This window comes from Lysinibacillus fusiformis, assembly GCF_002845985.1.
GTDB lineage: Bacteria > Bacillota > Bacilli > Bacillales_A > Planococcaceae > Lysinibacillus > Lysinibacillus fusiformis_D.
Map to the genome: position 1 here is coordinate 1 of NZ_PDFK01000003.1, position 24,937 is coordinate 24,937.

Below are 24,937 nucleotides of genomic sequence, written 5' to 3' on the forward strand. Positions count from 1 at the left end.
CAAGTAGCCTGCAACGGAAATCCATTTCTACCTTTCAATTGACTGTTTTGTTTTTCAACACTAAGAGGTTTATTAACTGTTATCAACAGTAAATAAACCTCTTTTACATGGATAAGAACTTCTCTGGACACTTTTGTAATTGGACTCTAGATATATGGGATCTAAGTTTATTGGTAAAAACAATTCAACAGTCGTCCCTTTTCTCTCTTGACTTGTAATTTTAATTACGCCTTTATACAATTTCATAATACTATTCGCAATGCTTAGTCCTGAACCAAAACCTTCTTTTTTACGCTATTTTTAATAAAATAATCTTAAGGAAAGATAGGGTTAATTTTTACTATACCATTTCCAGTTATAAGTGATTTTCTTTATTTTTCGGACTTTTAAGGGGAGAAATTGAGTTTTCACAAAACTTTAAAAGAATAAGGCCATTCCCGATTGGGAATGGCCAAATTTTTAATTAGAGAGTTCACTTTGGATAATTAATTTGCTTTTACGTTTTTCATCTGAAAGGTCTTGGTTAATAATATAGATATCATTGTCCGCAGAAAACCTGTAAACGTCAGGTGTCTCCAATTCGCTATTTTCAACCAGTAAATTGTTCTCTAGCTTAAATTTTATCAAATATTTATCGTTATAAGAAAAAAACACTTGATTATTAAAATCTGTGTAAAGAGCATTTACATTTAATACATCCGAAACAACTTCTTGCGTATGTTTATTAGAAATATTATAAAAAAGAAGCTTTCGTTTATCAACTTTAGATTCACTAGGGTCATTAAAGGTTAGATAAATAAGTTGTTGGTCATTTAGCATACTTGCCCAACCAATCAATTCATAATCAGTTTTTATTTCTTTGATTTCTTTACTTTTCACATCGTATAAATAGAGATAACCAACATTATTTTTTTTATCAGTAAATAATATTTTCCCATCTTTTGCAGATAAAAACATATTCATAAAAGTATAGGTATTTAAATCAAATATACTTTCAGTTTCATTTGTTTTTAGATTTTTTAACATAACTTTCGGCTTGCTTGTCCTACTATCTATTGATATCCAAGCAGCATAGTCTTCTACAAGTACAGGAAAAGCATTATTGATATTTGGATCATTTTCTTGTGTTAATGGTTGTATTTCATTCGTATTTAAATTCATTGAATATGCATTTTTCTGTGACCCAGTTTCATCAGAATCAACCCAGACTAACCAATTATCATTCAGTTCTAAACCTTGGACAGACGGCAATTCAAATTTACTGTTAAATATAGTTTTATATTTCTGAGTCTTTCTATTATATTGAATGATTTTATTATCTAGACCGGATGAACTCTTATGATCTGCACTCATAAAAATTGAGTTAGCGTTACCTCTAAAAGAAGTTATTCTAGAAAAAGGAACATCTACTGTTTTATTAAAATCTTCATCAACTATTTGATAGTTTTCAAGAGTCTCATTTTCTTCAGCATTGTTAGTGTGTTCATTATTTTGAACTACTTTAGGAATAACTAGTAGAATGATAACTAAGCTGACAATTAATCCGAGTGCTACTAATGCTTTTTTTTTCAAAATAATCTCCCCAAATAAACCTAGTTATTTAATTTTGTTCTATTTTACCAAATCATTGCAGGGTTAGCACCATCAGCTTTATATGTAGCTTTTGAAATACCTTTGCCAGTTGTAGTATTATCTGTTGCTTTTCCGATAGATGTCCAATATGTCCCGGTTCCTGTGAATTCTGTATGGTGATTTGGATCTACAACTCTTAGAGTCTGACCGGATTCATTATATCCACTTATTGTTACATAATGACGGTAATTTGTACCTTTATATTGTTCAATCCATTCGGTTTCTGTTAATAAGATTGGTGCTGTTTTTTGATTCTTTAAGCTATCAGTAATACGTGAAATAAATGTATTCGCAGGATTAGCAGAGTCAGTAAGATTACCTACTATATAGGGATTTGAACTAAAACCATATACATTTTTATATTGATTTAAACCGTTTCTAAGATTTGTAGATTGTGTCCCCCCTTTGTTTGGTAGAGTACCAATAGTGACACCAAAGTTATCCTGGGTTGGTAAACTATCCTTACTCTTACTTTTTTCTTTGTGGAAACTTAAGGCTTGTCTTCCTGCCGCTGGGCCACAAAAATTGGAATACGCTTGCTTATTGTAGGTAACTGGTATTGTATAATATGCGGAAGCACGTGCTAAACCTTGTTTTTGTTCTTGTTTTTCTCTTTCGGCAATTTCTAAATCTCTTTGTTTTGCCAATCCATCATAATATTCTTTGTTTTCCATATAATCTATATCTACATTCGAAACACCATTAACATTATCTTCTTCTGAAGCCGCCTTAGAATTTTCAGGTAATGCACCAATACTCATCGTCAGTAAAAATAAAGCGCTTAAAACATATTTTTTTTTCATTTTTTATCCTCTATTCTTTTTATTAATGTTTTCGATTCTAAAATTTGATGAAAACATCTCGTAATGCAATGAATATAAAAGCTTTAAAACTTCTATTTTTGAGTATGTAATAGCATTCGAAAATAAATTTATTTAGGGTTAGTGTTGTATGTAACAGAATTTTACTGACATAAATATAACTTCCACCTTTTAATCTTGTTCATTTATAAAATACTATGTACTTACCAAAATAATAATAATTTTTATGCTATAGCAAAATTGCTTACCCTCGAGTTAATTCTAGATTAGCACAATTATTACCAAATATTCAACTATTTTTACAAAATAATACTTTTATATATAAACAAATCCTGTTTTGGTAAAATAATACTGGTTAAATATGCACTATTTAGCCATTTTTTTAAAGTGTGCATATTGGACCTAAGTGAGTGGACTTTAAAGTAACAAGGGGTGATGATAGAATCTTTCCTTATTATTCTGGAAGTAGACGCCATGGGAAAAGTCCATATCGGAAGTTATCTTAAGGTAAATTGGGACCGTTCAGTAATAAATGTAGGTAACATAATTAATAATTCATAATTTAAGCTCATCAAATTTACCAGGTAGTAAATTCTAGTTTTTAATTCACATAAATTTTTCCTTAAAGGGATACAAGGTACAACAGGACAGGGTTTAATGGAGGTTTTTCTTTCTAGTCATGAGGCAGTTGCAGACCACGCCCTTCTTGGTATTGCAATTAAATATAGTCGATAATTATGAACGATAATCTTATTCAACTAACGTTGTATTTTGACTGGATGCAGTAGATTCCTAACCGATACTCTCAGTCAACCAGAAGGCAAAGTGATTGTGAATAAGGAACAATATACAATAATTACAAATAATGCATAAAGTATTCTTCCGATATAACTGAAATAGCTGAAATGTTTGATACACTAGAAGTTGAAAAAGCATATTATTTAAATTTGAAATTGGTAAAAACCCTTGTTTCTAAAAGTGGTACAGAAGGCGATCCGTATAATACCGTTATATATTTGAAACAGATGGAGACTCGTTGGGTTCTGAAATGACATTCGAGGGGGAAAAACTAAGTTATAAAGCACAAATCGGATTAAAAACATCTGATATTGAAATAAACCTTGAGCAATTAAATAAGCTTGAAAAAGGTATGTCAAAAGAAAGAGCATTTGAGATTCTTGGTGGTATAGGTGCACTTGTTGCTGAATCTGAGATTTTAGAAATTTACAATTATAACAACAACCCAACTTCAGATGCCGATGTAACGTTAAAGTTTATTGAGGGTAAATTTAAATCAATCGGTGAACTAAAAGGTTCTATGTAAGGCATCTTAGTGCTTAATACCTTAATCGCATTTTGTACAATTGTTGTTCAACAAACGGGCGCATTTCTGAAATAAGAAATCGTCTTTACACATGGAAAGGGCCAAAGCGTGGAATAAACTGTTGTCATAATATGCTGAGCTTAGGGAGTTATGAAGGTGGTGAAATCTTAGATTATCGTTGAGAATGGAAGTATCCAACAATGTTTTATCAATAGTTATATGGAGAAGTATATAGTAATAGCAATTAATTAAAACTCAATTACTTTGTATAAACTAAATTCCAACAGGCTTTCCCCATCATTATGATAATAAGTAGTTATATTTAGTATTTCTTTTATAAGAACAACTAAAATAGATACAGAGGAGAGGGTGATAACTATGGATAGTTGCTTTAATTATGGCATATTTGCTCAATATTTAAATATGATTTTAAAAGAAATCAAGCAGGGGAAGACTGATGATTATTCTACTTATAAAATATATTGTATAAAATCGGAAGAACAACTAGAATCTGGAGAACTTGAACCACCTTGTCTTGATTGTGACGAATGCTTGACATTTGTGGAGAACAGACGGATAGTGTATGGTTATTTGTTTAATGAAAAAGATCTGCAATGGGTAATAGAACAGGAACAGTTTGTCAGAAAGGCTAGGGGCCTTGATCAAATTCTCCGACACTCTACTTCAATTCAGGTAAACCCTGAAGATTTCAAAAGGATACCATTCTATCCCAATAATAAAACACTTGTTTATTTAGACCATAATGTGATAGACAAGTTCCATAAAGAGGAGGAAAAAAAGAGAAGACTCGTCCCTGGCTATGCTGACATTCAATATGTCTACAGCCCATCTCATCTCGAGGAAATCAAACGGATGAACAATAAAGAAGAAGAGCAGCAAGTAATGGATACAATCCGGGTAATTTCTTCTTCTCTCTTCATTTCCAATTTTAGAGGTAACAAATTATGCCTTGCCCACGAGGACCCGGATTATGGCATAAGCAGGGTATTGAAAAGTGAGGTTGCACCTGATGTTGAGGCTTATCGCGTTATTACCACCGATGACCGCAAAATATTTTATCCCGAACGTACAAATCAAATCTACACAAGTAGATTAACCTACGATAAGGTATTTAACCACGAGAAGATTATCGCGGCATGTGAGGCGTTCCAATGGGAAGAAATGATTGACGAGAAAGGTCGTGTAAAGCACTATACCTTTGTCCATCAAGCGATACATGCACTTGTTCGAGTGTTGGATGATATCGGATACAAGACAGACAAGAACCGTGCAATAAAAAGTAGTGCGCATGATATAGAGCATATGATTTATGCGGCGGGGACGGATATTTTTGTTACGATGGACAATAGTTTAAAGGAACGCTCCAAACTCATATATCAAAGACTCGGAATCAGCACAGATGTCATGGATTGGGACGGTTATATGGAATATGTAGATTATAGGGCTATTAGTAAAAGTTAGGAACAACATTAAAGTATAAAACCGTTGTTCCCTGATGAATGGGATGATAATAAGCTTTATCGAATGACACATATTACATGTTTAAATGTATTAGCGTTAGTTAAATCACAGCCGCCTAATTCCGTCAAAATTTCAAGAAGCTAAACGAAATCGATTGGCTTGCATCAACCATTTGAAGGGTCCTTTTAGTTCATAGATTTTAATAAGTGATATTTTTAATTGTTTAAAGTAAAATAGTAGTAAGGTATTCACCATCAACTCAACTAATCTGATTAGTTGAGTTTTATGTTTTTATAGAAAAGCTACGAAACTATTTTAAAGAAGATGTGATGATCAATGGGGAAAATCGCCGTTTTGGCAGAGAAGCCATCTCAAGCAAGGGCTTATGCAGATGCATTTAAAATAAAGAAAAAAGAGAAAACATTTATTGAACTGGAACCTTGTTCAACTTTTCCTAATGGTGCAGTCATTACCTGGGCAGTGGGTCATCTTGTTGAATTAAAGGAACCAAAAGAATATCAGAAGGAATGGGAGAAATGGTCACTGGGATCATTACCGATCATTCCACAAAAATTTGAAGATAAAGTTGTCTCTAAAATGTATACACAATTTCATGCAGTCAAAAAAATCTTTAATGATCCGCAAGTAACCATGATTTATAATGGCTGCGATAGTGAACGTGAGGGTTCAAATATCTTCTACTCCCTTTTAAAAATGACGAAAGTCAACAAGCCTGTTAAACGATTATGGATCAATTCATTAGAGGTTGAGGAAATTCGAAAAGGTTTTAATCATATGCAAAGTAATGAGCGTGATTTGCTCATGTACCAAGAAGCAAAAACACGTCAAATTAGCGATTGGTTAGTAGGGATGAACTGTAGTCGCCTCTATACGCTACTTTTACAAAAAAAGGGCTTTAGGGGCAGTATCTCCATCGGACGTGTGCAATCACCAACCGTCTATTTAATTTATAAAAGACAGCAGGAAATCGAACATTTCAAGCCTGAAAAATTTTATGAAATTGAAGGGGTTTTCAAAGCACAAAATGGTGTATATAAAGGGAAGGCAAATTTAAAAACAAAAGAGCGTGCAGAGGCTGTGCAATTATTGCAACAGCATAGGATTGAACCGCTGGATACGGGTCTAATTACAAGTGTAACGAACAAAATGAAGCGGATCGCACCACCTAAACTACATGCGTTATCAACATTACAAGCTACTGCCAATAAGCGTTGGAAATACAGTCCATCGCATGTGTTGAAACTTACGCAATCACTTTATGAGAAAAAGCTCGTTTCTTACCCGCGTACCGATTCACAGCTCATTACACATCATGAGTTTGCCTATTTAAATGACTCATTGGCCAACTATCAACAGCTCGTGGGAAAGTCATTTCATGCAATCAACCGAGGGAATAACAAACGCTACGTCGATAGTGTCAACGTTGGGGAGCACTATGCTATTATCCCAACGAAAAAAGTGCCGACAGAAAAAGCGTTACAATCCATGAATGCGGATGAACGAAATATTTATTTTGAAATCGTCAATACGACACTCGCTATGTTTCACCAAGATTATCAATACGACGAAAAAACGATCATAACGAATGTCAAAAACGTTGCGTTTAAAACGGTAGGGAAAACAGAGCTTGTAAAAGGTTGGAAAGAATTGTTTTCAAATGAGAAAGAGTTGCAGGAGCGTGAAGAGTCGTTACCTGTTGTTTTCCAAGATGAGATGGTACAAAGTAAGGTTTCTATTTTAGAAGGCACGACAACGGCTCCTAAGCCTTATACAGAAGGTCAACTCATTACGATGATGAAAACATGTGGTAAATCGGTTGAGGATGAAGAGGAAATCGAGGTGCTGAAGTCGATTGAAGGTATTGGGACGGAAGCAACTCGTAGTGGCATTATCGAGACGATTAAAAAGCATGGATTTATTGAAGTACGAAAAAATATCGTGAGTATTACGCCTAAGGGTGCGCTTTTATGTCGAGCAATTGAAGGAACATTACTGTCAAGTCCATCGATGACGGCAAAATGGGAAATTTATTTACATAAAATTGGTCATGGAGAAGGGTCAGCCAAACATTTCATTGAAAGCATAGGCAAGTTTATTAATCAATTAATAGCGGAAGTGCCTAAACAGTTAGAGTCACTTACAATTGAAGCGGAGCAGTTTAAACCAGCTGTTGTGAAAGATATTGTGATGTGTCCGACATGTAAAGTAGGAAAAATAGGTTTGCGTAAAAGTTTTTACGGTTGTTCGAATTATAAAAATGGTTGTAAGCAAACGTTTCCAGGAAGGCTATTAGGAAAAAAACTAACGGAGAAGAATATTCATGATTTATGTAAGATTGGTAAAACAGCTGTGATGAAAGGGTTTAAATCAAAGAATGGCAAACAATTTAATGCGTCACTCCGTTTGGTAGAAGGGAAAATTGAATTTGAGTTTAATGAAAAGTAAAAGCGGGAGAGCTTTATGATCTATGGTGCAAAAAAACCGATCAATTGAATTCATTTTATAGTTTTTGCTAACGGTCTTATGTGTATCGAGCAATATAGACAGAAAACCCGAGCTAGTCAAATCATATAGTTCGGGATTTTTTATGGGCTAATGTGAGGTTAATTTTTGATAGTGATGAAGGAGATTCTCTACTTGGTCTTGGATTATTTGTTGTAATGCTTTGGGCTTCACGGAGATAATATGCTGACCATACCTCATAAAATAATTGCCGATAAATGTTTCTTCTCCTGGGTTGTAAAAGCCCTTAATTACAGTTTTATCATCCATTTCTAGTGTCATAGAAGGGTAATGTTCTTTATAAAAAATATCCTTTGCCTGTGCTGAAATTTCTACCTCAAAGGCAATACGTTTCTTTGGTTGATCCATTTCTAATGACCGATTGATTAGTGCGTCTAGAGAAAAGTGCATGCTACTATCTATTATTTCAATGGACGTTATTTTATCACATCTGAAAACCTTCACTTTCTTCGTATCCACTTCTATGCCAGTTACATACCATTGCCCAAATTTAGCAGATATTTTGAAAAATTGAACATAGTAATCTTTTTGCTCATTATTTTTTTGATATTGAAATTGACAGCCATATTCATGAAGAATACTCATTAAAATCTTATCTAAAAAAAGACTAATATGATGATGTTGGTTAGCTTCAAATTGCAGGACTTTTTTCATTTGATGCATCTGTTCTACTTGATGTTTAGACAGACAGCTTTCAAATTTTTCATTTAATTGATTAACACTTAGATGAAAAGGTGTTGATTGGTAAGATTCTAATGTGAGCATAGCAAAGTACAAAGCATACACCTCATTCAATGTAAAAATAATAGGGGACAATAGCCTGTTTTTTAAGATGCCATACCGTCCATGTCTTCCGTGCTCGGCAAAAATCGGCATGCCTAATTGCTCTAAAGAATGAACATCACGTAGCGCTGTACTTTTAGAAATGCTGTAGGTAGTCATTAAATCTGTTAAATTAAAAAATTCCCGACCATTTAAGTATCTGATCATATCATTAAGTCGTTCTGATTTTTTCATGGCTATCTCCTTAAAAGGTGTCATGTTTTGATACCTTTATATTCTAAAATAAGGGTTAGGTAATATCAATAGAGTTATTATCTAACTATATTTATTAAGGGAGATTGATACGATGAGTGCCACACTTGAAGTCGCTATTTTTTTATCCATGAACGGAAAGGCAAAAGAAGCTGTCCAATTTTACAAAGAACATTTGAATGCGGAGGAACTGTTGCTTGTGACATATGAGGATATGGCAAAGCGTGACAAGACAATGCGTCTTACAGAAGAAAATAAACAGCATATAGCACATGCTGTTTTATTAATTGGCAAAACAAAGCTAATGCTAGCAGAAGCTACAATGGATGTTACGGAACACTATGTAGTAGGAAATCATTCCTCATTATGTATACAGAGCGCAGACCTAGAAGAAATGGAGCATTTTTATAAGAGCTTAACGTCAGATGAAAGAGTAAGAATCATTGTTCCGTTATCCAGTAATGTTTTTAGTAAAGCTTATGGCATTATCGAAGACCCGTTCGGCATTCAAATACAATTAATGTTTGATGAAAGATTACTAAATGGCGCATAGGTAAGTCCTTTGGGTATGGGCTTAACCTATACCCAAATCTTCTTTACTTTTCAAAGGGATTGTCAATATAAGGCCCTTTAATGGTAATACGCATGAGCTGGGTCGCCATAAATTTTGGTGTATACGGCATATCATGTTCCAACCACCAAACAATCACTTCAAGAAAGGCAGCGGCATAAAACCGTACAGCCATCTCACGGGGCACTGTTAGCTTTTGATCGTTAGGCTCCATAATTTGAATGCCACTTGAGACGAAATTGATAATAATGTTTTTCAAACCATCAGAGAAATAAGGGATATTCTTTTCCGTGAGATAAACCTTATAAAGCTTACTATTCAGCGCTATTTGTTCAAATAAATGCATAAATGTCTCGTGAGGCTGGTCATAATTTGGTAATAAATCAAAATCCTTTTTCTCCTCAAAGTTTGGACGAATACTACTGACAAGCTCATGCAAAGTTTCTTCTGAGCTTTGATAGAGGAGGTCCAGCTTATCACGGTAATGTAAATAAAAAGTGGCACGATTTAATGTGGCTCGTTGTGTAATATCTTGAACTGTAATCTTCTCATAGCCTTGTTCATCAATTAATTCCACCAGTGCATCTCTTAATAATTGGCGTGTTCGGATGACGCGGGGGTCCATTTTTTTCGACATTTTTATGCTCCTTGTATCAAATTTTCTATTTAAACAACAGATTTATTGTGAATGTTGTGTAAGCATCATAACAGGTTTTTGTGTTGTTTGCCCTTTTTAAATAGCGAGTTATAATTATATTAACGACACGGTGTCGATAATACAACTGGTTGTTAACGTGTTCACGAATTGTTCATTTATATAGAAGGAAGGAAGTTTTTATTATGGGTCGTTTAAATGGAAAAGTAGCAATTATTACAGGAGCAGCGATGGGGATGGGTGCATCCGAAGCAAAATTATTCGCACAAGAAGGCGCAAAGGTAATTGCAACAGATGTGCAAATCGAGCCATTGCATAACTTAGTTAAAGAAATTAAAGAAAATGGTGGAGAGATTATGGGGCTTTCACATAATGTCACTTCAGAAGACGAGTGGAAAGCAGTAATTGCGGAGGCTGTAAAGGCTTACGGCAAAGTCGATATTCTTGTCAACAATGCAGGCGTTTCATCACCAAAAACGATGGCTGACATGGAAATGGCTGAATGGAATAAAATTATGGATATCAACCTGAATGGCTGTGTTATTGGTATGAAATACGTGATTCCTGAAATGCAAAAAGCGGGCGGCGGTTCAATCATTAATATTTCTTCCATTGGCGGAATCGTTGGGATGGCTGGTACAAGCCCCTATACAGCAGCAAAAGGTGCACTGCGTGTACTTTCTAAATCGGCTGCTATCGAATACGGCAAAGATAAAATTCGCGTGAATTCTGTGCACCCAGGCATTATCGTCACACCGATGACAGCACCGACAATGGTAGAGGGAGGCGCACTACCATTCTATCAAACTTACACACAACTACCATATTTCGGTGAACCGGAAGATGTAGCCTATGGTGTAGTCTTCCTAGCATCTGACGAATCTCGTTTCATGACAGGCGCAGAGCTAGTGATCGATGGTGGCTGGACAGCCATGTAATCCAATAGCACAAGTAAAACTAGGCATCACATAACGTGAGCCTAGTTTTTTTATGTAGAAGAAGGCGGCTGCTCATGAAAGATTGTTGCATCCAAGCAATTGAGCGAGAACTTCAATGATTAATAGAATACTCGCGGAGGGAAGAGGGATACTCGCGGAGGGAAGAGGGATACTCGCGGAGGGAAGAGGGATACTCGCGGAGGGAAGAGGGATACTCGCGGAAGGAAGAGGAATACTCGCGGAAGGAAGAGGAATACTCGCGGAAGGAAGAGGAATACTCGCGGAAGGAAGAGGAATACTCGCGGAAGGAAGAGGAATACTCGCGGAAGGAAGAGGAATACTCGCGGAAGGAAGAGGAATACTCGCGGAAGGAAGAGGAATACTCGCGGAAGGAAGAGGAATACTCGCGGAAGGAAGAGGAATACTCGCGGAAGGAAGAGGAATACTCGCGGAAGGAAGAGGAATACTCGCGGAAGGAAGAGGAATACTCGCGGAAGGAAGAGGAATACTCGCGGAAGGAAGAGGAATACTCGCGGAAGGAAGAGGAATACTCGCGGAAGGAGGAGGAATACTCGCGGAAGGAGGAGGAATACTCGCGGAAGGAAGAGGGATACTCGCGGAAGGAAGAGGGATACTCGCGGAAGGAAGAGGAATACTCGCGGAAGGAGGAGGAATACTCGCGGAAGGAAGAGGGATACTCGCGGAGGGAAGAGGAATACTCGCGGAAGGCCGAGGAATACTCGTGGAAGGGCAGGAAACTCTGTGAATGAGCGATAACTCCTCCTCCGAAATCAAGCGTTAGAACTCTGCTCAAGTCGTCTTTTTTACATATAAAATAGCACAAACATAGTGGCTGTTTGTGCATATCATAGTTGGAGTAAGCGTTTTCTTCATTATATAGAAGAAAGTCAAAATGGAAAATTTCACGAATATGTGAATGTCACGAAAAAAAATTCATAAAAACCTTAACTATTTCATGCGAAATCCGTATAATAAATCAAACAGTACGAAAATTGTCCATATTTCTCGATAAATTGCGTGAATTTTTTAAATTGTATTGACGTAGGAAACGATAATTTGTACACTGTGTACATTCAATTGTTTTTTGGAGGAATACAATTAATTTGAAAAGTTAGGATTTGATAGATATGATCGTGTGTAAATTTGGTGGAACATCTGTAGCAAGTGCAGAACAAATTCAAAAAGTGGCAAACATTGTGAAATCTAATCCGGCACGTAAGATTGTTGCCGTTTCAGCACCAGGGAAACGTTCTGATGACGATATAAAAGTAACAGACCTATTAATACAATTAGCAAATGCAGCGTTACAACATGAGAATACGGAAGAAAAATTGCAAACTGTTGTGAATCGTTTTCGAGCGATTGCAGATGGTTTGGGATTAGACCATGCCATTTGTGACGTAATTGCGGAAGATTTACGTGAACGTGTACAAGGTGACAAAACGAACGTGGAATTATTCATCGATAGTATTAAAGCAGCAGGTGAAGATAATAATGCCAAGCTGATAGCAGCTTACTTTAATGCCATTGGTATGCCCGCACGCTACATTAGTCCAAAAGAAGGTTTAGTGGTCAATGATTTGCCTGAACGCACATTTGCTTTACCCGAAGCGTATGCTAATTTAGCCCCTTTAAAAGATACAAAAGAAATTATTGTGTTCCCAGGGTTCTTCGGTTACACTAAAGCGGGCGTATTGCGAACATTTGACCGCGGTGGCTCTGATATTACAGGTTCCATTTTAGCAGCAGCCGTTGAAGCGGAGCTGTACGAAAACTTTACGGATGTGGATTGTGTGTTCTCTGCGAATCCGAAAGTTGTCAATGATCCAGTGGAAATTAAAGAAATTACGTATCGCGAAATGCGCGAATTATCATATGCAGGCTTTTCAGTGTTCCATGATGAAGCGTTAATGCCTGTCTACAAGATTGGGGTGCCCGTTAACATAAAAAATACAAATAATCCATTAGCCCCAGGTACTCGTATCGTACCAAGCCGTCCTGCAACAGGTCGTCCCGTTACAGGAATCTCGGCAGACAGTGGCTTTTCAACTTTATATGTTTCTAAATATTTGATGAATCGTGAAGTAGGCTTTGGACGAAAGCTGCTCCAAATTTTAGAAGATGAGAATATTTCTTATGAACACACACCGTCTGGCTTAGACGATATTTCTGTCATCATGCGTTCAAATCAACTAACTCCAGAAAATGAAGCACGTATTATTAGTCGTGTGAAAGAAGAGCTACATGCTGAGTATGTAGAAATGCGTCACGGTTTTTCGATGATCGTGATTGTTGGCGAAGGGATGCGTCATAATACAGGTTTAGCTGCCCGTGCTGCCACAGCGATTTCAGAAACTGGCGCAAATATTGAAATGATCAATCAAGGTTCTTCTGAAGTCAGCCTCGTATTTGGGGTCCTTCAGGAATATGAAAACCGTATTTTACAAGCATTATATGAAGAGTTTTTTGCTCATGCGAAAGCAAAATGACACAATCATCACTAATCCAAGTGTTTCTTGCTTGGATTAGTGTTTTCTTTTTGCTTAGAATACGGTAAAATCGAGGGCGTACATAAGTTGGGAGGGTTTTTCGTGAAGAATTTAACAATTGGGATGCTTTTCTCCATCCTTGGGATACTTTTTGTTTGTTTAACGATTATGGATATTTTACCGTCATCGACCAAAACAATGAAAATTGTTTACATTGGCATTGGCTGGGTCTTTATTATTATAGGCTCTGTGATCCGCTTTAAAAATCTCAAACAAAAGCAACAATAACGCCTTGAAATTGGAATTGTGACAATAGCCAAAGTTATGATACAATTTCAAAGAAAATAAATAATTTGAGTATTATGAAGTTGTTATTCTGTACATACGTTCAGAAGGTTCAAATTTGAATAAAGAATCGACAGTACAAATTCTTCTTTGTAAGAATTTGTTTTTTTATGTTCCGTAACTATCTCGTGCGAGGAGGCGATGAAATGCCTATACTGACGAAAGACCATATTCAACTATTTGATCATTATGTTGCTCTTCAAACAGCTTCACCTATGAAGGTCGTATCCTCTGCCATGCATAATCCAGGCTTTGGACATTATACGCATCTCATGAATCGAACAGTACCCATTACTTATGATGAACGGCAACCCCATCAGGAATTACAGCAATTTTTGCAGGCACAGCGCTTTCCGCTCCACAACACTGTAGCCATGATGACGGCCGTTCAGGCCCAATTTGCGACCATTTGCGACTTTACATTTGAAGGCATCCAACTTGTCATTATGATTACTGCGGGGCTAGGTAATGCGGTCGATATTACACGTGCTTTTCATCGGGAGGAGCAGTACCATGCAGGGACGATTAATACATGGGTGCTCATCAACGGAAAGCTATCGGATGAAGCACTATTTCAGGCAATGATTTCAACAACAGAAGCCAAGGTGAAGGCGTTAGTGGATGAAGCTATTACAGACCCAACAACAGGTACGCAAGCTACAGGTACTTCTACCGATAGCTTGCTGATTGCCTCCACAGAAGAGGGGGACTACCATCAGTATGCAGGCCCCATTACGATGCTCGGCAAGGTCATTGGCTATGGCGTCTATGAAACGATGCGTGAGGCTGTAAGGAAATACAAAAAAGATAAAGAGGAGAGAGCTTGATGATTGCTATCGTAATTGCCTGTATCATAGGGCTCGTTTTCGATTTATTAGTAGGAGACCCTCCAAAGCTTTCCCATCCTGTACGCTGGATTGGACATTTGATTCAATCGCAAACAGCTCTATGGAATAAGGGCAAATGGCGAAAGCTGCGTGGGATGGTGATGGCACTTGCTGTTGTTGGGACGACCATGTTTATAGTGACATTGATTCTGCTCCTTAGTTATCAGGTAAGTATCATTTTTGGCATTCTAGTAGAAGGGCTTCTCATTGGGATTGGACTGGCACAGCGTAGCTTGAAGGAGGCGGCAATGGCTGTCTATGAGCCGCTTGTCAAAGGTGATTTTGCGGAAGCGCGTGTCAAGCTGTCGTGGATTGTTGGACGTGATACCGAGAAGCTGGATGAAGATGAAATTGTGCGTGGTGTGGTAGAAACGGTTTCTGAGAATACAAGCGATGGCGTGACAGCACCGCTCTTTTATGCCTTTTTATTTGGGGCAATAGGGTTATGGGGCTATAAGGCTGTCAATACATTAGATTCGATGGTCGGCTATAAAAATGAAAAATACAAAGACTTTGGCATGTTCTCTGCCAAGCTTGATGATGTGCTGAATTTTATTCCAAGTCGTATTACAGGCTTGCTAATTGTGCTTGGCACAAAAAATGAAACAAATTATTCGCTTGGCAAGCGTTTAAAGCGATGGGCACAGGATGCGAAAAAGCATCCAAGTCCAAACAGTGGCTATTTAGAGGCAGCGACGGCTGTGCAGCTCGGTGTACAGCTCGGTGGAAAAAATACGTATAAGGGTGTTGTCTCTCATCGAGCAATTATGGGAGAAAAATTAGTTCCTTTAACAAAGGAGCATATTGCTACATCTATTCTTCATATGCGTATTGCCACAGTTCTCTTTACGCTTGTCATGCTAGCAGTGGAGGTGTTCATTTATGCCATTACCTAATCACGGAGCAAATCCGCATAATGTGTATCAGCAATTAGGCTTAACTATGCCTGAAGTAGTGTATGATTTTAGTGAAAATGTGAATGCCGCGGGACCGCCATCCTTTGTGGAGGCACGGTGGCGTACATTTTATCCGCTAATTCAACGTTATCCAGATCCTGATGGAGAGCCCTTTTTAACAAAGGTTGCAGCTTTTCATCAAGTGGCAAAGGATACGATTCTATTAGGTAACGGGGCATCAGAGCTTTTTAGTGTGCTAGCAAGACGCTATGCGAAAAAGCGTGTCATCATTGTGCATCCGACTTTTTCTGAATATGAGCGAACATTGCGTGCAGTGGGTGCTGATATTGTGCCCGTTTTGGTGACAGACTTCATCGAGTACACATTACCTATGGAGCAGCTACAGCATGAAATGATGGAGGCAGACGCAGTTTATATTTGTACACCTAATAATCCGACGGGCGTCCTGCCGAAAAAAGAAGATTTACTTGCCTTAATAGAGCATGGAGCTGCCGTTAACTGTGAGCTTGTCATTGATGAAGCCTTTATGGATTGGGTAGATGAGGCGTATTCGCTAATTCATAATAGTACACAACAACCGCATGTCATTGTCGTACGTTCGATGACTAAAATGTATGCGATTCCAGGTTTACGTCTAGGTTATTTAGTTGCACATGCTTCCATTGTGAGCACTTTAAAGGACATGCTGCCGCATTGGAATTTAAATGCCTTTGCGCTTGTTATTGGTGCGAGCTGTTTAGATGAACAGCATTATTGTCAGCAAGCCATTAGCTATGCGACAGCGCAAAGAGAATGGCTGCATCGTTATTTACAAGAAAATGGCTGTCAAGTAACCAATAGCGTTACCAATTATGTGTGCTTCTCACTACCAAAAACACAGCAGGCAGATACCTTTTTCACCTATTGTCTAGCACAAGGTATTGTTCTGCGTCATACGAAAAATTTTCAAGGTTTACAGGGTGAATGGTTCCGTATTGGAATAAAAGATATTGCGGCCATGACTTCTTTACATAATTGTCTGCAAGCTTGGTTTAGCGCAAATAAGGGGAGAGAAAAGTGACAACTTTTTATCTAGTAAGACATGGGGAAACACAATGGAATCAAGAGCAACGACTACAGGGGTGGCTGGATTCACCATTAACAGAAAACGGTAGAGCAGCGGCTGAACGGCTACACAAGCAACTGCAACAGATCCCATTTGCTGCTGCTTATTGTAGCTCAAGTGGTCGTGCGAGGGAGACGATGGCTATTCTCACAGCTAATCGCCAGCTGCCTATTGTCTATGAAGATGATTTACGAGAAATCTATTTAGGGGAATGGCAAGGTCATACCATTGAGGAGATAATGGCGACGAATAAGCTGGATTATGAGCTATATACAAACTATCCAGCACAGTTTATTGCTACTCATACCGAAAGCTTCGGCGCTGTGACAGAAAGAGCGATGTTTACACTCAAAAAAATAGCAGCCCAATATCGGGATGAATCAATCCTCATTGTCTCTCATGCCGTCACCATTAAATGTATTATCAACGCCATTTTACAGCACAGCATTAGTGAGCTGTGGACAGCGCCATATATTCATGGGACGAGTGTAACAGTGATTGAACGACAAGCTCAACAATGGCTTGTCCAAGATATCGGTAATTTGCATCATTTACAATAGGAGGTGCCTGAAAATGCCACTCATTTTTATTACAGGTGGTGTGCGTAGTGGTAAATCTCATTTTGCTGAGCAAGCAGCGATGCAGCAATATCAAGCGCAGTTTAATACTGCAAAACGCTTGATATATTTGGCTTCTGGTCTTGCTGTAGATCGTGAAATGGAGAAGCGGATTCATCGTCATCAGGCAGATCGACAGGCACAGCCTATCCAATGGCTGACGGTGGAGGCCCCATATGCGATAGCAGAGGTGTTTGAGACACTTCAAGATGGGGATGTGGTGCTGTGGGATTGCGTCACAACTTGGCTGACCAATGCTTTTTATGAAGGCTATGACAGTGGGACACCGTGTGTACAACGGCCTGGGTGTTTAGAAAATAAGCTACAGGTTGTTAAACAGGCTATTCAGTCACTACTAAAGAAGAACATGACTTTTTTTGTTGTCTCCAATGAACTGTTTGATGAGCCACCTTATAATAGTGATGAAGTAGAATTATACCGACGAACACTCGGACAATTCCATCAATGGTTCGTTGCAATGGCACAGGAGGCCTATGAGATGAATGACGGTATTGTGAAGAGGTGGAAATAAATCGAGAAAGAGGGCAAGACGATGAAAAATTTTTGGCATAGCCTGCTATTGGCATTTCAATTTTTTACGGTTTTGCCAGTACATAAAGAGTTACCATTAACGAGGTTCACCATCACAGGCATGTTCGCTTGCTTACCGTGGATAGGGGCTTTGATGGGGACGACGGTGGCAGCCGTGCTGTATAGTCTCACGCAGTGGACCGCAAGCAGTGAAGTGATGCTAGCTTTTATTGTCATAGGGCTATTTGCTTTATGGACAGGTGGTTTACATTTAGATGGCTTTATCGATATGGGCGATGCCTATTTTTCTTATCGAGATCGAGAGAAACGATTGGAGATTTTAGATGATCCTCGTGTAGGGGCATTCGGGGTATTGTCTGTCGTGTTTTTATTAATGGGTAAATTTGTCATTATACATGAGCTATTTGTACAGCAGCAATTCGCTTTATGGATGGTGTTATTTGTGCCATTTCTAACGAGGGTGGGTATGAGCTTTTATTTTATGTCACTCCACTGCTCCAAGGAAAAAGGTCTTGCCTATTTTTTTAAGTCTCATATTAATGCCAAGCTACTGCAAATATGGTTGCTGTTATCGCTCCTCTTAGCTATAACGGCTGTATTTGTCTTTACTGAGTTCTCTCTGCTACCCATTATATTAGTGATCGTTTTAGCCATTGCGCTTTTTATTTTTCGCCAATTTACGTTGCGTAATTTTGGTGGCGTATCAGGTGATTTACTAGGTGCATCGATTGAGGGGATGGAGGTTGTGCTATGGGTGACATTGTTACTGTGTGCTTAATGAGGCATGCACCAACGAAAGAAAATTTAGAAAAGCGCTATCTTGGTTGGACGGACGCACCATTAGCAGCGACAACCGAGCTTGCTGTTGTAGATGCGAATGTCGATAAGGTTTATGGCAGTGATTTACTACGCTGCCGAGAAACAGCGGCTCATTATTTTCCGAATGCAAGCTACCAGACAGAGCCACGCTTTCGTGAGACAAACTTTGGTGCGTTTGAAGGGCAAACTTATGAGGAGTTAAAAATGAATGCCCATTATTGTGCATGGCTTGACGATCCGATTCACACGCCCCCACCACAAGGCGAAGCGTTTGATGATTTTGTAACGCGTGTTGTAGACGGCTTCAACCATTTACCAAAGGATGAGGATCATTATTATTTAGTTGTTCATGGCGGGGTCATTCGTGCGTTACTCGTTGCTTTTGCCCCAACAGAGGAGCCTTTTTGGTCCTATCAAGTGCCACATGACAAACAATTTGTTTTAACGTTTTCAAGAAAGGCTTGGGAGGAGGGAGCAAGATGCATGTCTTTATCGGAGGCGCCTATAACGGCAAAACCGACTATGTGAAGGGTTTGTATGAACTGCATCAGATGGTAATGCTTGATGGCGAATTACCAGAGGTGGCACCAGCCTGTGATGTCCTCGTCATAAAAAATTTAGAAAAATGGCTCGTGACACAAAATTTGGAGGAAGATGAACAAGTGGTTCAAACGGTGCTAGCAACAGTACAGACATTGGAACAACAATGTAGATTAGTGCTCATTGTCACGGATATGGGGCGTGGCGTTGTGCCGATGGAAAAGCAAGCACGTCTACTAAGAGATACATGTGGTCGTTTATACCAAGCTTTGTTCAAGGAAGCAGAGCAAGTTGTACGAATTTGGTATGGATTGGCTGAACAGCTGAAATAAGGTAAGCACTCAATAGAAAAGAGGAGAAGGCATGGAACGACAAAGATTAAGGAAATGGATATTGACGGCAATGGTAGCGGCCATTTGTGCTGTAGGGGCAATGATTAAAGTGCCAACATTTATTTCAACGGCGGCTCTAGACTCGGCCCCAGCCTTTTTAGGGGTTGTCTTTTTATCACCGCTACTAGCAGGTGTCGCTGGGCTGATCGGTCATTTTATTACAGCGCTCACGGCTGGATTCCCACTAGGTCCTCTACATCTACTAATTGCCGTAGAAATGTTGATGGTTGTCTGGATCTTTGGTGTGATGCATAAAAAAGGCATGCATTTTTGGAAATGGCCCGTTGCCCTAGTATTAAACGGCATTGTGGCGCCACTTCCGTTTTATTTTATTATTAGCCCAGCATTTTTCTGGGGAGCGTTAGGGAGTATTCTGATGGCAACGGTAATCAATTTAGTGATTGTCGCTGTAGTTATGCCCGTTTTGTCAAAGGTTTTTGTGCGTAAGGAAGGTCATGTACAGTGAGAAATGCGATGAAAGTAGGTTCGTTGGTTGCGACAATGGATAATGCGGCAGCCATTGGGGAAAAACCTCAGGATATTGTGTCTGCATCGGATCAATTGACAGCCTATATGACGGCACGTGTATCGTTTTTAGAGCAGCTTGCCGCGCAGGCATTGCCCATCCAAATACTGCTTGCTAATTTTTCCGGTGATGCCGCATGGTCACGCTATGAGAAAGGCATTCAGCAAGTGTTTGAAGAGGCGAGTCTTACATGTCCAGCCATTGCAGGTAGTACAGAATCCAATATGCCCACATTGCAATCAGGTTTAGCTATTACGATGCTAGGGGAGAGCCAACAGCGCTGTGCATTTGACCATGAACAGCTTAGCTGGTACACCTATGGCTTGCCACTTGTGGGCGAGGAAGTGTTGGCGCAGCCTGAAGATGTTGCACAGTTGCAGCCAATTTTTCAGGCATGGCGAGCGGAAATGGTTCAGCAAGTATGGCCCGTTGGATCAAAGGGGCTGCAAGGAGAATTCGCCCGTCTATTTAGGGGGCAGCGTGTTGAAAGTTCTGTTGATTGTACAAAATCCGCAGGGCCCTGCACGGTCACTTTGCTAGGCATTGATCCTGATAAAGAGCAACAGGCACAAAAGCTTTTCCTGCGAAACTTCGAAAAACTACGCATCACTACACTGTAACAGAGCTTGCTTCCAGCAATGGTCATCCTAAGTAAAATGCAAGGAGCATGGCCAGGAAAACGCAGCTTTATTGGCATAACAATGGGAACGTCCACATCCGGGCGTTCCCTTGTTTTTTACAAAGCTTTTATTTTCAAGGTTTATGTCCTGCGCATATAAGCACGTATTGTGAGAGGGGCCAAGATTGCCACCATCACTACACACCGTAAATGCTTCCAGCACGAACGTTCAGATCGACACCATCAACAGCACGATTATTTCCAAAAAGCTTAACCAAACGATTGGCTTCAATTGCCCACTCGACATTCGTTGCTAGTGATGCTCCCATGGAATTTCCCCTTATATCTACAAACAGATCATACATGACATCAATGAACTGAATATTAACTGGCTAAAAATATGCTAGATAGCTACCTAACTTAAATGATTGATAGGGTTGTAAATATTACGAGACCCGAAAAATTATTGCCAAATGGGAATGATTTTCAGTTATAATGAGGAACGAATGGGATTTAAATAGAACGGAGACGAATGTATGCAGGTAGTTAAACAGTTAGGGCAGTATTTGGGGCCTTATAAATTTTTCACTTTGATTGCGCCGTTATTGATGGTGCTAGAGGTGACGATGGATTTAATTCAGCCAACCATCATGCAGCATATGATTGATACAGGGATTGTCAATGGGGATAATCGTTATGTATTGACTATGTTTGTCTGGATGCTTGGCAGCGCAGTGCTGGGGCTTATTGGTGGAGTCGGTTGCTCGTACTACAGCTCGAAGGCTGCGATTCATTTTGCATCGGATGTTCGACAGGCTCTTTATGAGAAGATGATGACGTATTCAGCCAAGGAGCGGGATGCGTTTACGACAGGGAAGCTGATTACGATTTTAACAAGTGATGTGGAAAGTATTCAGCGCGCATTTATGATGACGCTACGGATTTTTGTGCGTGGGCCTTTGCTTTTTATCGGAGCAGTGATTATCGTGTTTGTGACAGCGCGTGAGCTTTTTTCCATCCTTCTCATTATCGTGCCGTTGTTGATGATCGCCATGTATTTTTTTACGAAGTATTCAGGTGTGCTGTATCGTCGTGTTCAGGAGGCGATTGATGGGGTCAATACGAAGCTACAGGAAAATTTGGCGGGTATTCGTGTGGTCAAAGCGTTTCGTCGTGAGACACAGCAGGTGGCACAATTTGGAGAATTAAATGAGGCGCTGACAAAGCGTTTCATCACTGCAGAGCAAATCGTAGGGGTACTTGTGCCCTTTACGATGTTTATTGTCAATCTGGGCATTGTAGCAGCACTTTGGCTTGGGGCCATTAAGGTAGAGGCGGGTACTTTGAAAGTTGGGGTCATTCTGGCGTTTATCAACTATTTAACGATTATTTTAAATGGCTTAATGTCTTCTAGTATGGTGCTAATGCAAATTGCACGAGCATTGCCTTCAGGCGAACGGATTGTGGATATTTTAAATAAAGACATTGCGGTGAAGGAATCGGAACAGGCGATTTCTGCATCCATACAAGGTGCGATTGACTTCGATCAGGTGAGCTATCGATACTATGATACAGCAGAGGATGTCCTCAAAAAAATTTCGTTTTCTGTAAAGTCTGGGCAAACGGTAGGCATCATTGGAAAAACAGGTAGTGGCAAATCAACGCTAGTAAAGCTGCTTCCTCGCTTATTTGATCCAACAGATGGTGAAATTCGCCTAGATGGCAGACCACTCAAATCGTATGCCCTCGCAACATTACGTGCGCATATCGGCTTTACCTCCCAAAAAGCGTTATTGTTCTCTGGAACGATTGAAGAAAATATTCGACTCGGCAAGGATGAGGCGACAGCCGAGGAAATACAACAGGCAATAGAGGCAGCCTGTGCGAGTGAATTTGTGGAGCGACTTGATAAAGGCTTAGCCCATGAATTGTCACAGGGAGCTACAAATTTATCGGGCGGGCAAAAGCAGCGCCTTGCTTTAAGTCGTGCATTTATTCGTAAGCCTGCCATTCTAGTGCTAGATGATACTACCTCCGCGCTCGATAGTGCGTCGGAGCAGCATGTGCAGCAGGCTATTGCCACACAGTATCAAGACACAACGACATTGATTGTAGCGTCGAAAATTGCCTCGATACAGCAGGCTGATATGATTTTGGTCTTAGAGGATGGCGATATTGTTGGGCAAGGAACCCATCAGCAGTTACTACAAGCCAATACGCATTATCAAGCCATTTATGCGTCGCAGCAAAAGGCTGGTGAACAAAAATGAGTCAAAATCAACCAAAGCAAATGAATTTTGGACGTGGCCCACGTATCGGAGGGCCATCTGAGAAGGCGAAAAATCAAAGAGCAACATTGTTCCGAATATGGCATTATGTCAAACAGCAAAAAATAGGGATGTTTTTAGCCATCTTTTTTGTCGTTGCTTCTACCTTTTTAAGTCTAGCAGGGCCCTATTTGATTGGGCATATTATTGATGATTATATTATGAAAAAGGATATCGACGGCACGATCCGTTTAGGTATCGTCTTAGCTGTTATTTTTACGGTAGCATCTATTCTGACATGGCTGCAAACCTATGTCATGATTCATGTGGCGATGAAAACAATTCGGACATTGCGGCTGGAACTGTTTCATAAGCTTCAAACGCTCACATTACGATTTTTTGATCAGCGTGCACTTGGTGATTTAATGAGCCGTGTCACAAATGATATTGATAATTTAAATACGGCCCTTGCGCAAAGTGTGACGCAAATCGTGTCATCTATTTTAACTGTCATTGGTGTCAGTATTGCGATGTTCACATTGAGCTGGCAGTTAGCCATTGTGACATTGATTATTATTCCGCTTATTGTGTTCACGACCAAGCAAATTATTAAGCGCAGTAGTAAAAATTATGCAGCAAGGCAACGGGATCTTGGCAGGCTGAACGGCTATATTGAGGAAATGATTACGGGTGCGGAGGTCCTCACGCTTTTTGGGAAGGAGCAGCAAACGATTGATACGTTTCATCAGCAAAACGAAAATCTGCGAAACTCCGCCCAACGTGCAGAAATTACCTCTGGCTTATTAGGACCGATTAATAACTTTATGAATAACTTGGGCTTAGCCGTCGTTATCGGAACGGGTGCCTTTTTAGCCGTGAAGAGCATCATTACAGTTGGGATCATTGCCGCCTTCGTGACGTATACACGGCAATTTTTCCGTCCGCTTAATCAGTTATCGAATCTGTTAAATACCTTTCAGTCGGCCATTGCTGGTGCAGAGCGTGTGTTTGAGATTCTAGATGAACCATCCGAGGTAGTAGATCAGCCTCATGCCATCGAGGCAACATCGCTCAAAGGGGATGTTATTTTCCAGCAAGTATCTTTTAGCTATGAGCCAAATAAGCCTGTGTTAAAAAATATTCACTTCCATGCCAAGGCAGGAGAGACCTTCGCTCTTGTTGGTCCAACAGGCTCAGGGAAAACGACGATTATTAATTTACTGACGCGTTTCTATGACGTGGATCAAGGGGAAATTTTGATTGATGGGCACAATATCGAACACTATCAAATGGCGACCATTCGCCAAAGAGTAGGCGTAGTTTTACAGGACACGTATTTGTTCTCTGGCACCATTCGTGAAAACATTCGCTTTGGGAAGCTAGATGCCACAGATGAAGAGGTCGTGGAAGCGGCGAAAATTGCAAATGCCCATCACTTTATTAAATATTTACCAGCCCAATACGATACACCTGTGCAGGCAGGTGGCGCTAATTTAAGTCAGGGACAACGCCAGCTCATCGCCATTGCTCGTGCTATTTTAGAGAATGCTGATATTTTAATTTTGGACGAAGCGACATCGAGTGTGGATACGCAAACAGAGGTCGATATTCAAAAAGGCTTACAGCATTTGATGCAGGGACGCACAAGCTTTGTCATAGCCCATCGTTTAAAAACAATCGAGAATGCCGATCAAATTCTCGTCATTCAACAGGGGGAAATTGTCGAGCAAGGTAATCACCAAACGTTAATGCAGCAGCAGGGCATTTATCGTCATCTCCAGCAAAAATTATTGTTAGAGCAGGTAGAATAGGGAATAATAAAGGTACATCTTCCAGAAA

Annotated in this window: 24 protein-coding genes and 2 pseudogenes; 20 read left to right on the top strand and 6 right to left on the bottom strand. The window is 39.6% G+C overall.

All coding sequences use genetic code 11. The features are described from left to right. Positions 1–72: 72 nt before the first annotated feature. The 3 genes and pseudogenes from CRI88_RS23205 to CRI88_RS10635 all read right to left on the bottom strand — a co-directional run. Positions 73–279, bottom strand: a pseudogene (locus CRI88_RS23205) (hypothetical protein); the annotation flags it as partial. Positions 280–459: 180 nt separating this feature from the next. Next, on the bottom strand, positions 460–1,572 hold the full coding sequence (locus CRI88_RS10630) for a TolB-like translocation protein (protein WP_058845174.1): 1,113 nt from the start codon (positions 1,570–1,572) through the stop codon (positions 460–462). A 44-nt stretch (positions 1,573–1,616) separates the two neighbouring features. Then, entirely contained in the window at positions 1,617–2,435 is an 819-nt protein-coding gene (locus CRI88_RS10635) for a C39 family peptidase (RefSeq protein ID WP_058845173.1), read from the bottom strand. Positions 2,436–3,489: 1,054 nt separating this feature from the next. Here CRI88_RS10635 and CRI88_RS10640 point away from each other — a divergent pair. The 3 genes from CRI88_RS10640 to topB all read left to right on the top strand — a co-directional run bounded on the left by CRI88_RS10640 (position 3,490) and on the right by topB (position 7,725). Beyond that, on the top strand, positions 3,490–3,777 hold the full coding sequence (locus tag CRI88_RS10640) for a hypothetical protein (RefSeq protein ID WP_058845172.1): 288 nt from the start codon (positions 3,490–3,492) through the stop codon (positions 3,775–3,777). A gap of 378 nt (positions 3,778–4,155) precedes the next feature. Continuing rightward, positions 4,156–5,259, top strand: coding sequence for a hypothetical protein (locus tag CRI88_RS10645; protein ID WP_058845171.1), 1,104 nt, complete (start codon positions 4,156–4,158; stop codon positions 5,257–5,259). 336 nt (positions 5,260–5,595) lie between these two features. Continuing rightward, the gene (gene topB, locus CRI88_RS10650; protein WP_101966590.1) at positions 5,596–7,725 is read left to right on the top strand and encodes a type IA DNA topoisomerase; all 2,130 of its coding nucleotides are present in this window, start codon (positions 5,596–5,598) and stop codon (positions 7,723–7,725) included. A 147-nt stretch (positions 7,726–7,872) separates the two neighbouring features. Here the strand turns inward: topB and CRI88_RS10655 are convergent, their stop codons facing one another. Beyond that, complete coding sequence (locus tag CRI88_RS10655; protein WP_058845151.1) at positions 7,873–8,820, bottom strand: helix-turn-helix transcriptional regulator; 948 nt, start codon at positions 8,818–8,820, stop codon at positions 7,873–7,875. A gap of 112 nt (positions 8,821–8,932) precedes the next feature. Here CRI88_RS10655 and CRI88_RS10660 point away from each other — a divergent pair, with 112 nt between their 5' ends. Beyond that, on the top strand, positions 8,933–9,391 hold the full coding sequence (locus CRI88_RS10660; protein WP_036117320.1) for a VOC family protein: 459 nt from the start codon (positions 8,933–8,935) through the stop codon (positions 9,389–9,391). Positions 9,392–9,434: 43 nt separating this feature from the next. On the opposite strand, the gene CRI88_RS10665 is transcribed toward CRI88_RS10660, so the two are convergent. Further along, entirely contained in the window at positions 9,435–10,046 is a 612-nt protein-coding gene (locus tag CRI88_RS10665) for a TetR/AcrR family transcriptional regulator (protein ID WP_036117321.1), read from the bottom strand. Between the two features lie 203 nt (positions 10,047–10,249). On the opposite strand from CRI88_RS10665, the gene CRI88_RS10670 reads away from it, so the two are divergent. The 14 genes from CRI88_RS10670 to CRI88_RS10735 all read left to right on the top strand — a co-directional run bounded on the left by CRI88_RS10670 (position 10,250) and on the right by CRI88_RS10735 (position 20,832). Beyond that, on the top strand, positions 10,250–11,002 hold the full coding sequence (locus CRI88_RS10670) for a glucose 1-dehydrogenase (protein ID WP_036117323.1): 753 nt from the start codon (positions 10,250–10,252) through the stop codon (positions 11,000–11,002). Between the two features lie 115 nt (positions 11,003–11,117). Further along, complete coding sequence (locus CRI88_RS10675; protein ID WP_101966591.1) at positions 11,118–11,768, top strand: hypothetical protein; 651 nt, start codon at positions 11,118–11,120, stop codon at positions 11,766–11,768. Between the two features lie 382 nt (positions 11,769–12,150). Then, the gene (locus tag CRI88_RS10680) at positions 12,151–13,512 is read left to right on the top strand and encodes an aspartate kinase (protein WP_036117325.1); all 1,362 of its coding nucleotides are present in this window, start codon (positions 12,151–12,153) and stop codon (positions 13,510–13,512) included. Between the two features lie 102 nt (positions 13,513–13,614). Then, positions 13,615–13,800 (top strand): hypothetical protein, encoded by a 186-nt coding sequence (locus CRI88_RS10685; RefSeq protein WP_036117327.1) that lies wholly within the window; start codon positions 13,615–13,617, stop codon positions 13,798–13,800. A gap of 203 nt (positions 13,801–14,003) precedes the next feature. After that, complete coding sequence (locus tag CRI88_RS10690; RefSeq protein WP_101966592.1) at positions 14,004–14,684, top strand: adenosylcobinamide amidohydrolase; 681 nt, start codon at positions 14,004–14,006, stop codon at positions 14,682–14,684. Next, positions 14,684–15,640: an adenosylcobinamide-phosphate synthase CbiB gene (gene cbiB, locus CRI88_RS10695; RefSeq protein ID WP_036117330.1), complete on the top strand. Its 957-nt coding sequence runs from the start codon at positions 14,684–14,686 to the stop codon at positions 15,638–15,640. Before CRI88_RS10690 ends, cbiB begins: the two co-directional genes overlap by 1 nt. After that, positions 15,627–16,721, top strand: a complete 1,095-nt coding sequence (cobD, locus tag CRI88_RS10700) for a threonine-phosphate decarboxylase CobD (RefSeq protein WP_058845015.1) — start codon at positions 15,627–15,629, stop codon at positions 16,719–16,721. Before cbiB ends, cobD begins: the two co-directional genes overlap by 14 nt. After that, positions 16,718–17,326 (top strand): histidine phosphatase family protein, encoded by a 609-nt coding sequence (locus tag CRI88_RS10705; protein WP_089932314.1) that lies wholly within the window; start codon positions 16,718–16,720, stop codon positions 17,324–17,326. Before cobD ends, CRI88_RS10705 begins: the two co-directional genes overlap by 4 nt. Positions 17,327–17,339: 13 nt before the next feature. Next, positions 17,340–17,915 (top strand): bifunctional adenosylcobinamide kinase/adenosylcobinamide-phosphate guanylyltransferase, encoded by a 576-nt coding sequence (locus CRI88_RS10710; protein WP_089932313.1) that lies wholly within the window; start codon positions 17,340–17,342, stop codon positions 17,913–17,915. A 21-nt stretch (positions 17,916–17,936) separates the two neighbouring features. Continuing rightward, positions 17,937–18,713 (top strand): adenosylcobinamide-GDP ribazoletransferase, encoded by a 777-nt coding sequence (cobS, locus tag CRI88_RS10715; protein WP_089932311.1) that lies wholly within the window; start codon positions 17,937–17,939, stop codon positions 18,711–18,713. Then, positions 18,686–19,282: a histidine phosphatase family protein gene (locus CRI88_RS10720; RefSeq protein WP_089932309.1), complete on the top strand. Its 597-nt coding sequence runs from the start codon at positions 18,686–18,688 to the stop codon at positions 19,280–19,282. The genes cobS and CRI88_RS10720 overlap by 28 nt, the downstream gene beginning before the upstream one ends. Continuing rightward, a complete protein-coding gene (locus CRI88_RS10725; protein ID WP_089932308.1) occupies positions 19,234–19,626 on the top strand; it encodes a bifunctional adenosylcobinamide kinase/adenosylcobinamide-phosphate guanylyltransferase in 393 nt (130 codons plus the stop codon). The genes CRI88_RS10720 and CRI88_RS10725 overlap by 49 nt, the downstream gene beginning before the upstream one ends. A gap of 31 nt (positions 19,627–19,657) precedes the next feature. Then, entirely contained in the window at positions 19,658–20,152 is a 495-nt protein-coding gene (locus CRI88_RS10730; RefSeq protein WP_089932306.1) for an ECF transporter S component, read from the top strand. After that, entirely contained in the window at positions 20,149–20,832 is a 684-nt protein-coding gene (locus tag CRI88_RS10735; protein ID WP_244504813.1) for a hypothetical protein, read from the top strand. Before CRI88_RS10730 ends, CRI88_RS10735 begins: the two co-directional genes overlap by 4 nt. A gap of 199 nt (positions 20,833–21,031) precedes the next feature. On the opposite strand, the pseudogene CRI88_RS10740 reads toward CRI88_RS10735, so the two are convergent. Beyond that, a pseudogene (locus CRI88_RS10740) lies at positions 21,032–21,160 on the bottom strand (daunorubicin/doxorubicin resistance ABC transporter ATP-binding protein DrrA); the annotation flags it as partial. Positions 21,161–21,367: 207 nt separating this feature from the next. Here CRI88_RS10740 and CRI88_RS10745 point away from each other — a divergent pair. Further along, a complete protein-coding gene (locus CRI88_RS10745; RefSeq protein ID WP_101966593.1) occupies positions 21,368–23,101 on the top strand; it encodes an ABC transporter ATP-binding protein in 1,734 nt (577 codons plus the stop codon). Then, positions 23,098–24,909, top strand: a complete 1,812-nt coding sequence (locus CRI88_RS10750; RefSeq protein WP_101966594.1) for an ABC transporter ATP-binding protein — start codon at positions 23,098–23,100, stop codon at positions 24,907–24,909. Before CRI88_RS10745 ends, CRI88_RS10750 begins: the two co-directional genes overlap by 4 nt. Positions 24,910–24,937: the final 28 nt, after the last annotated feature.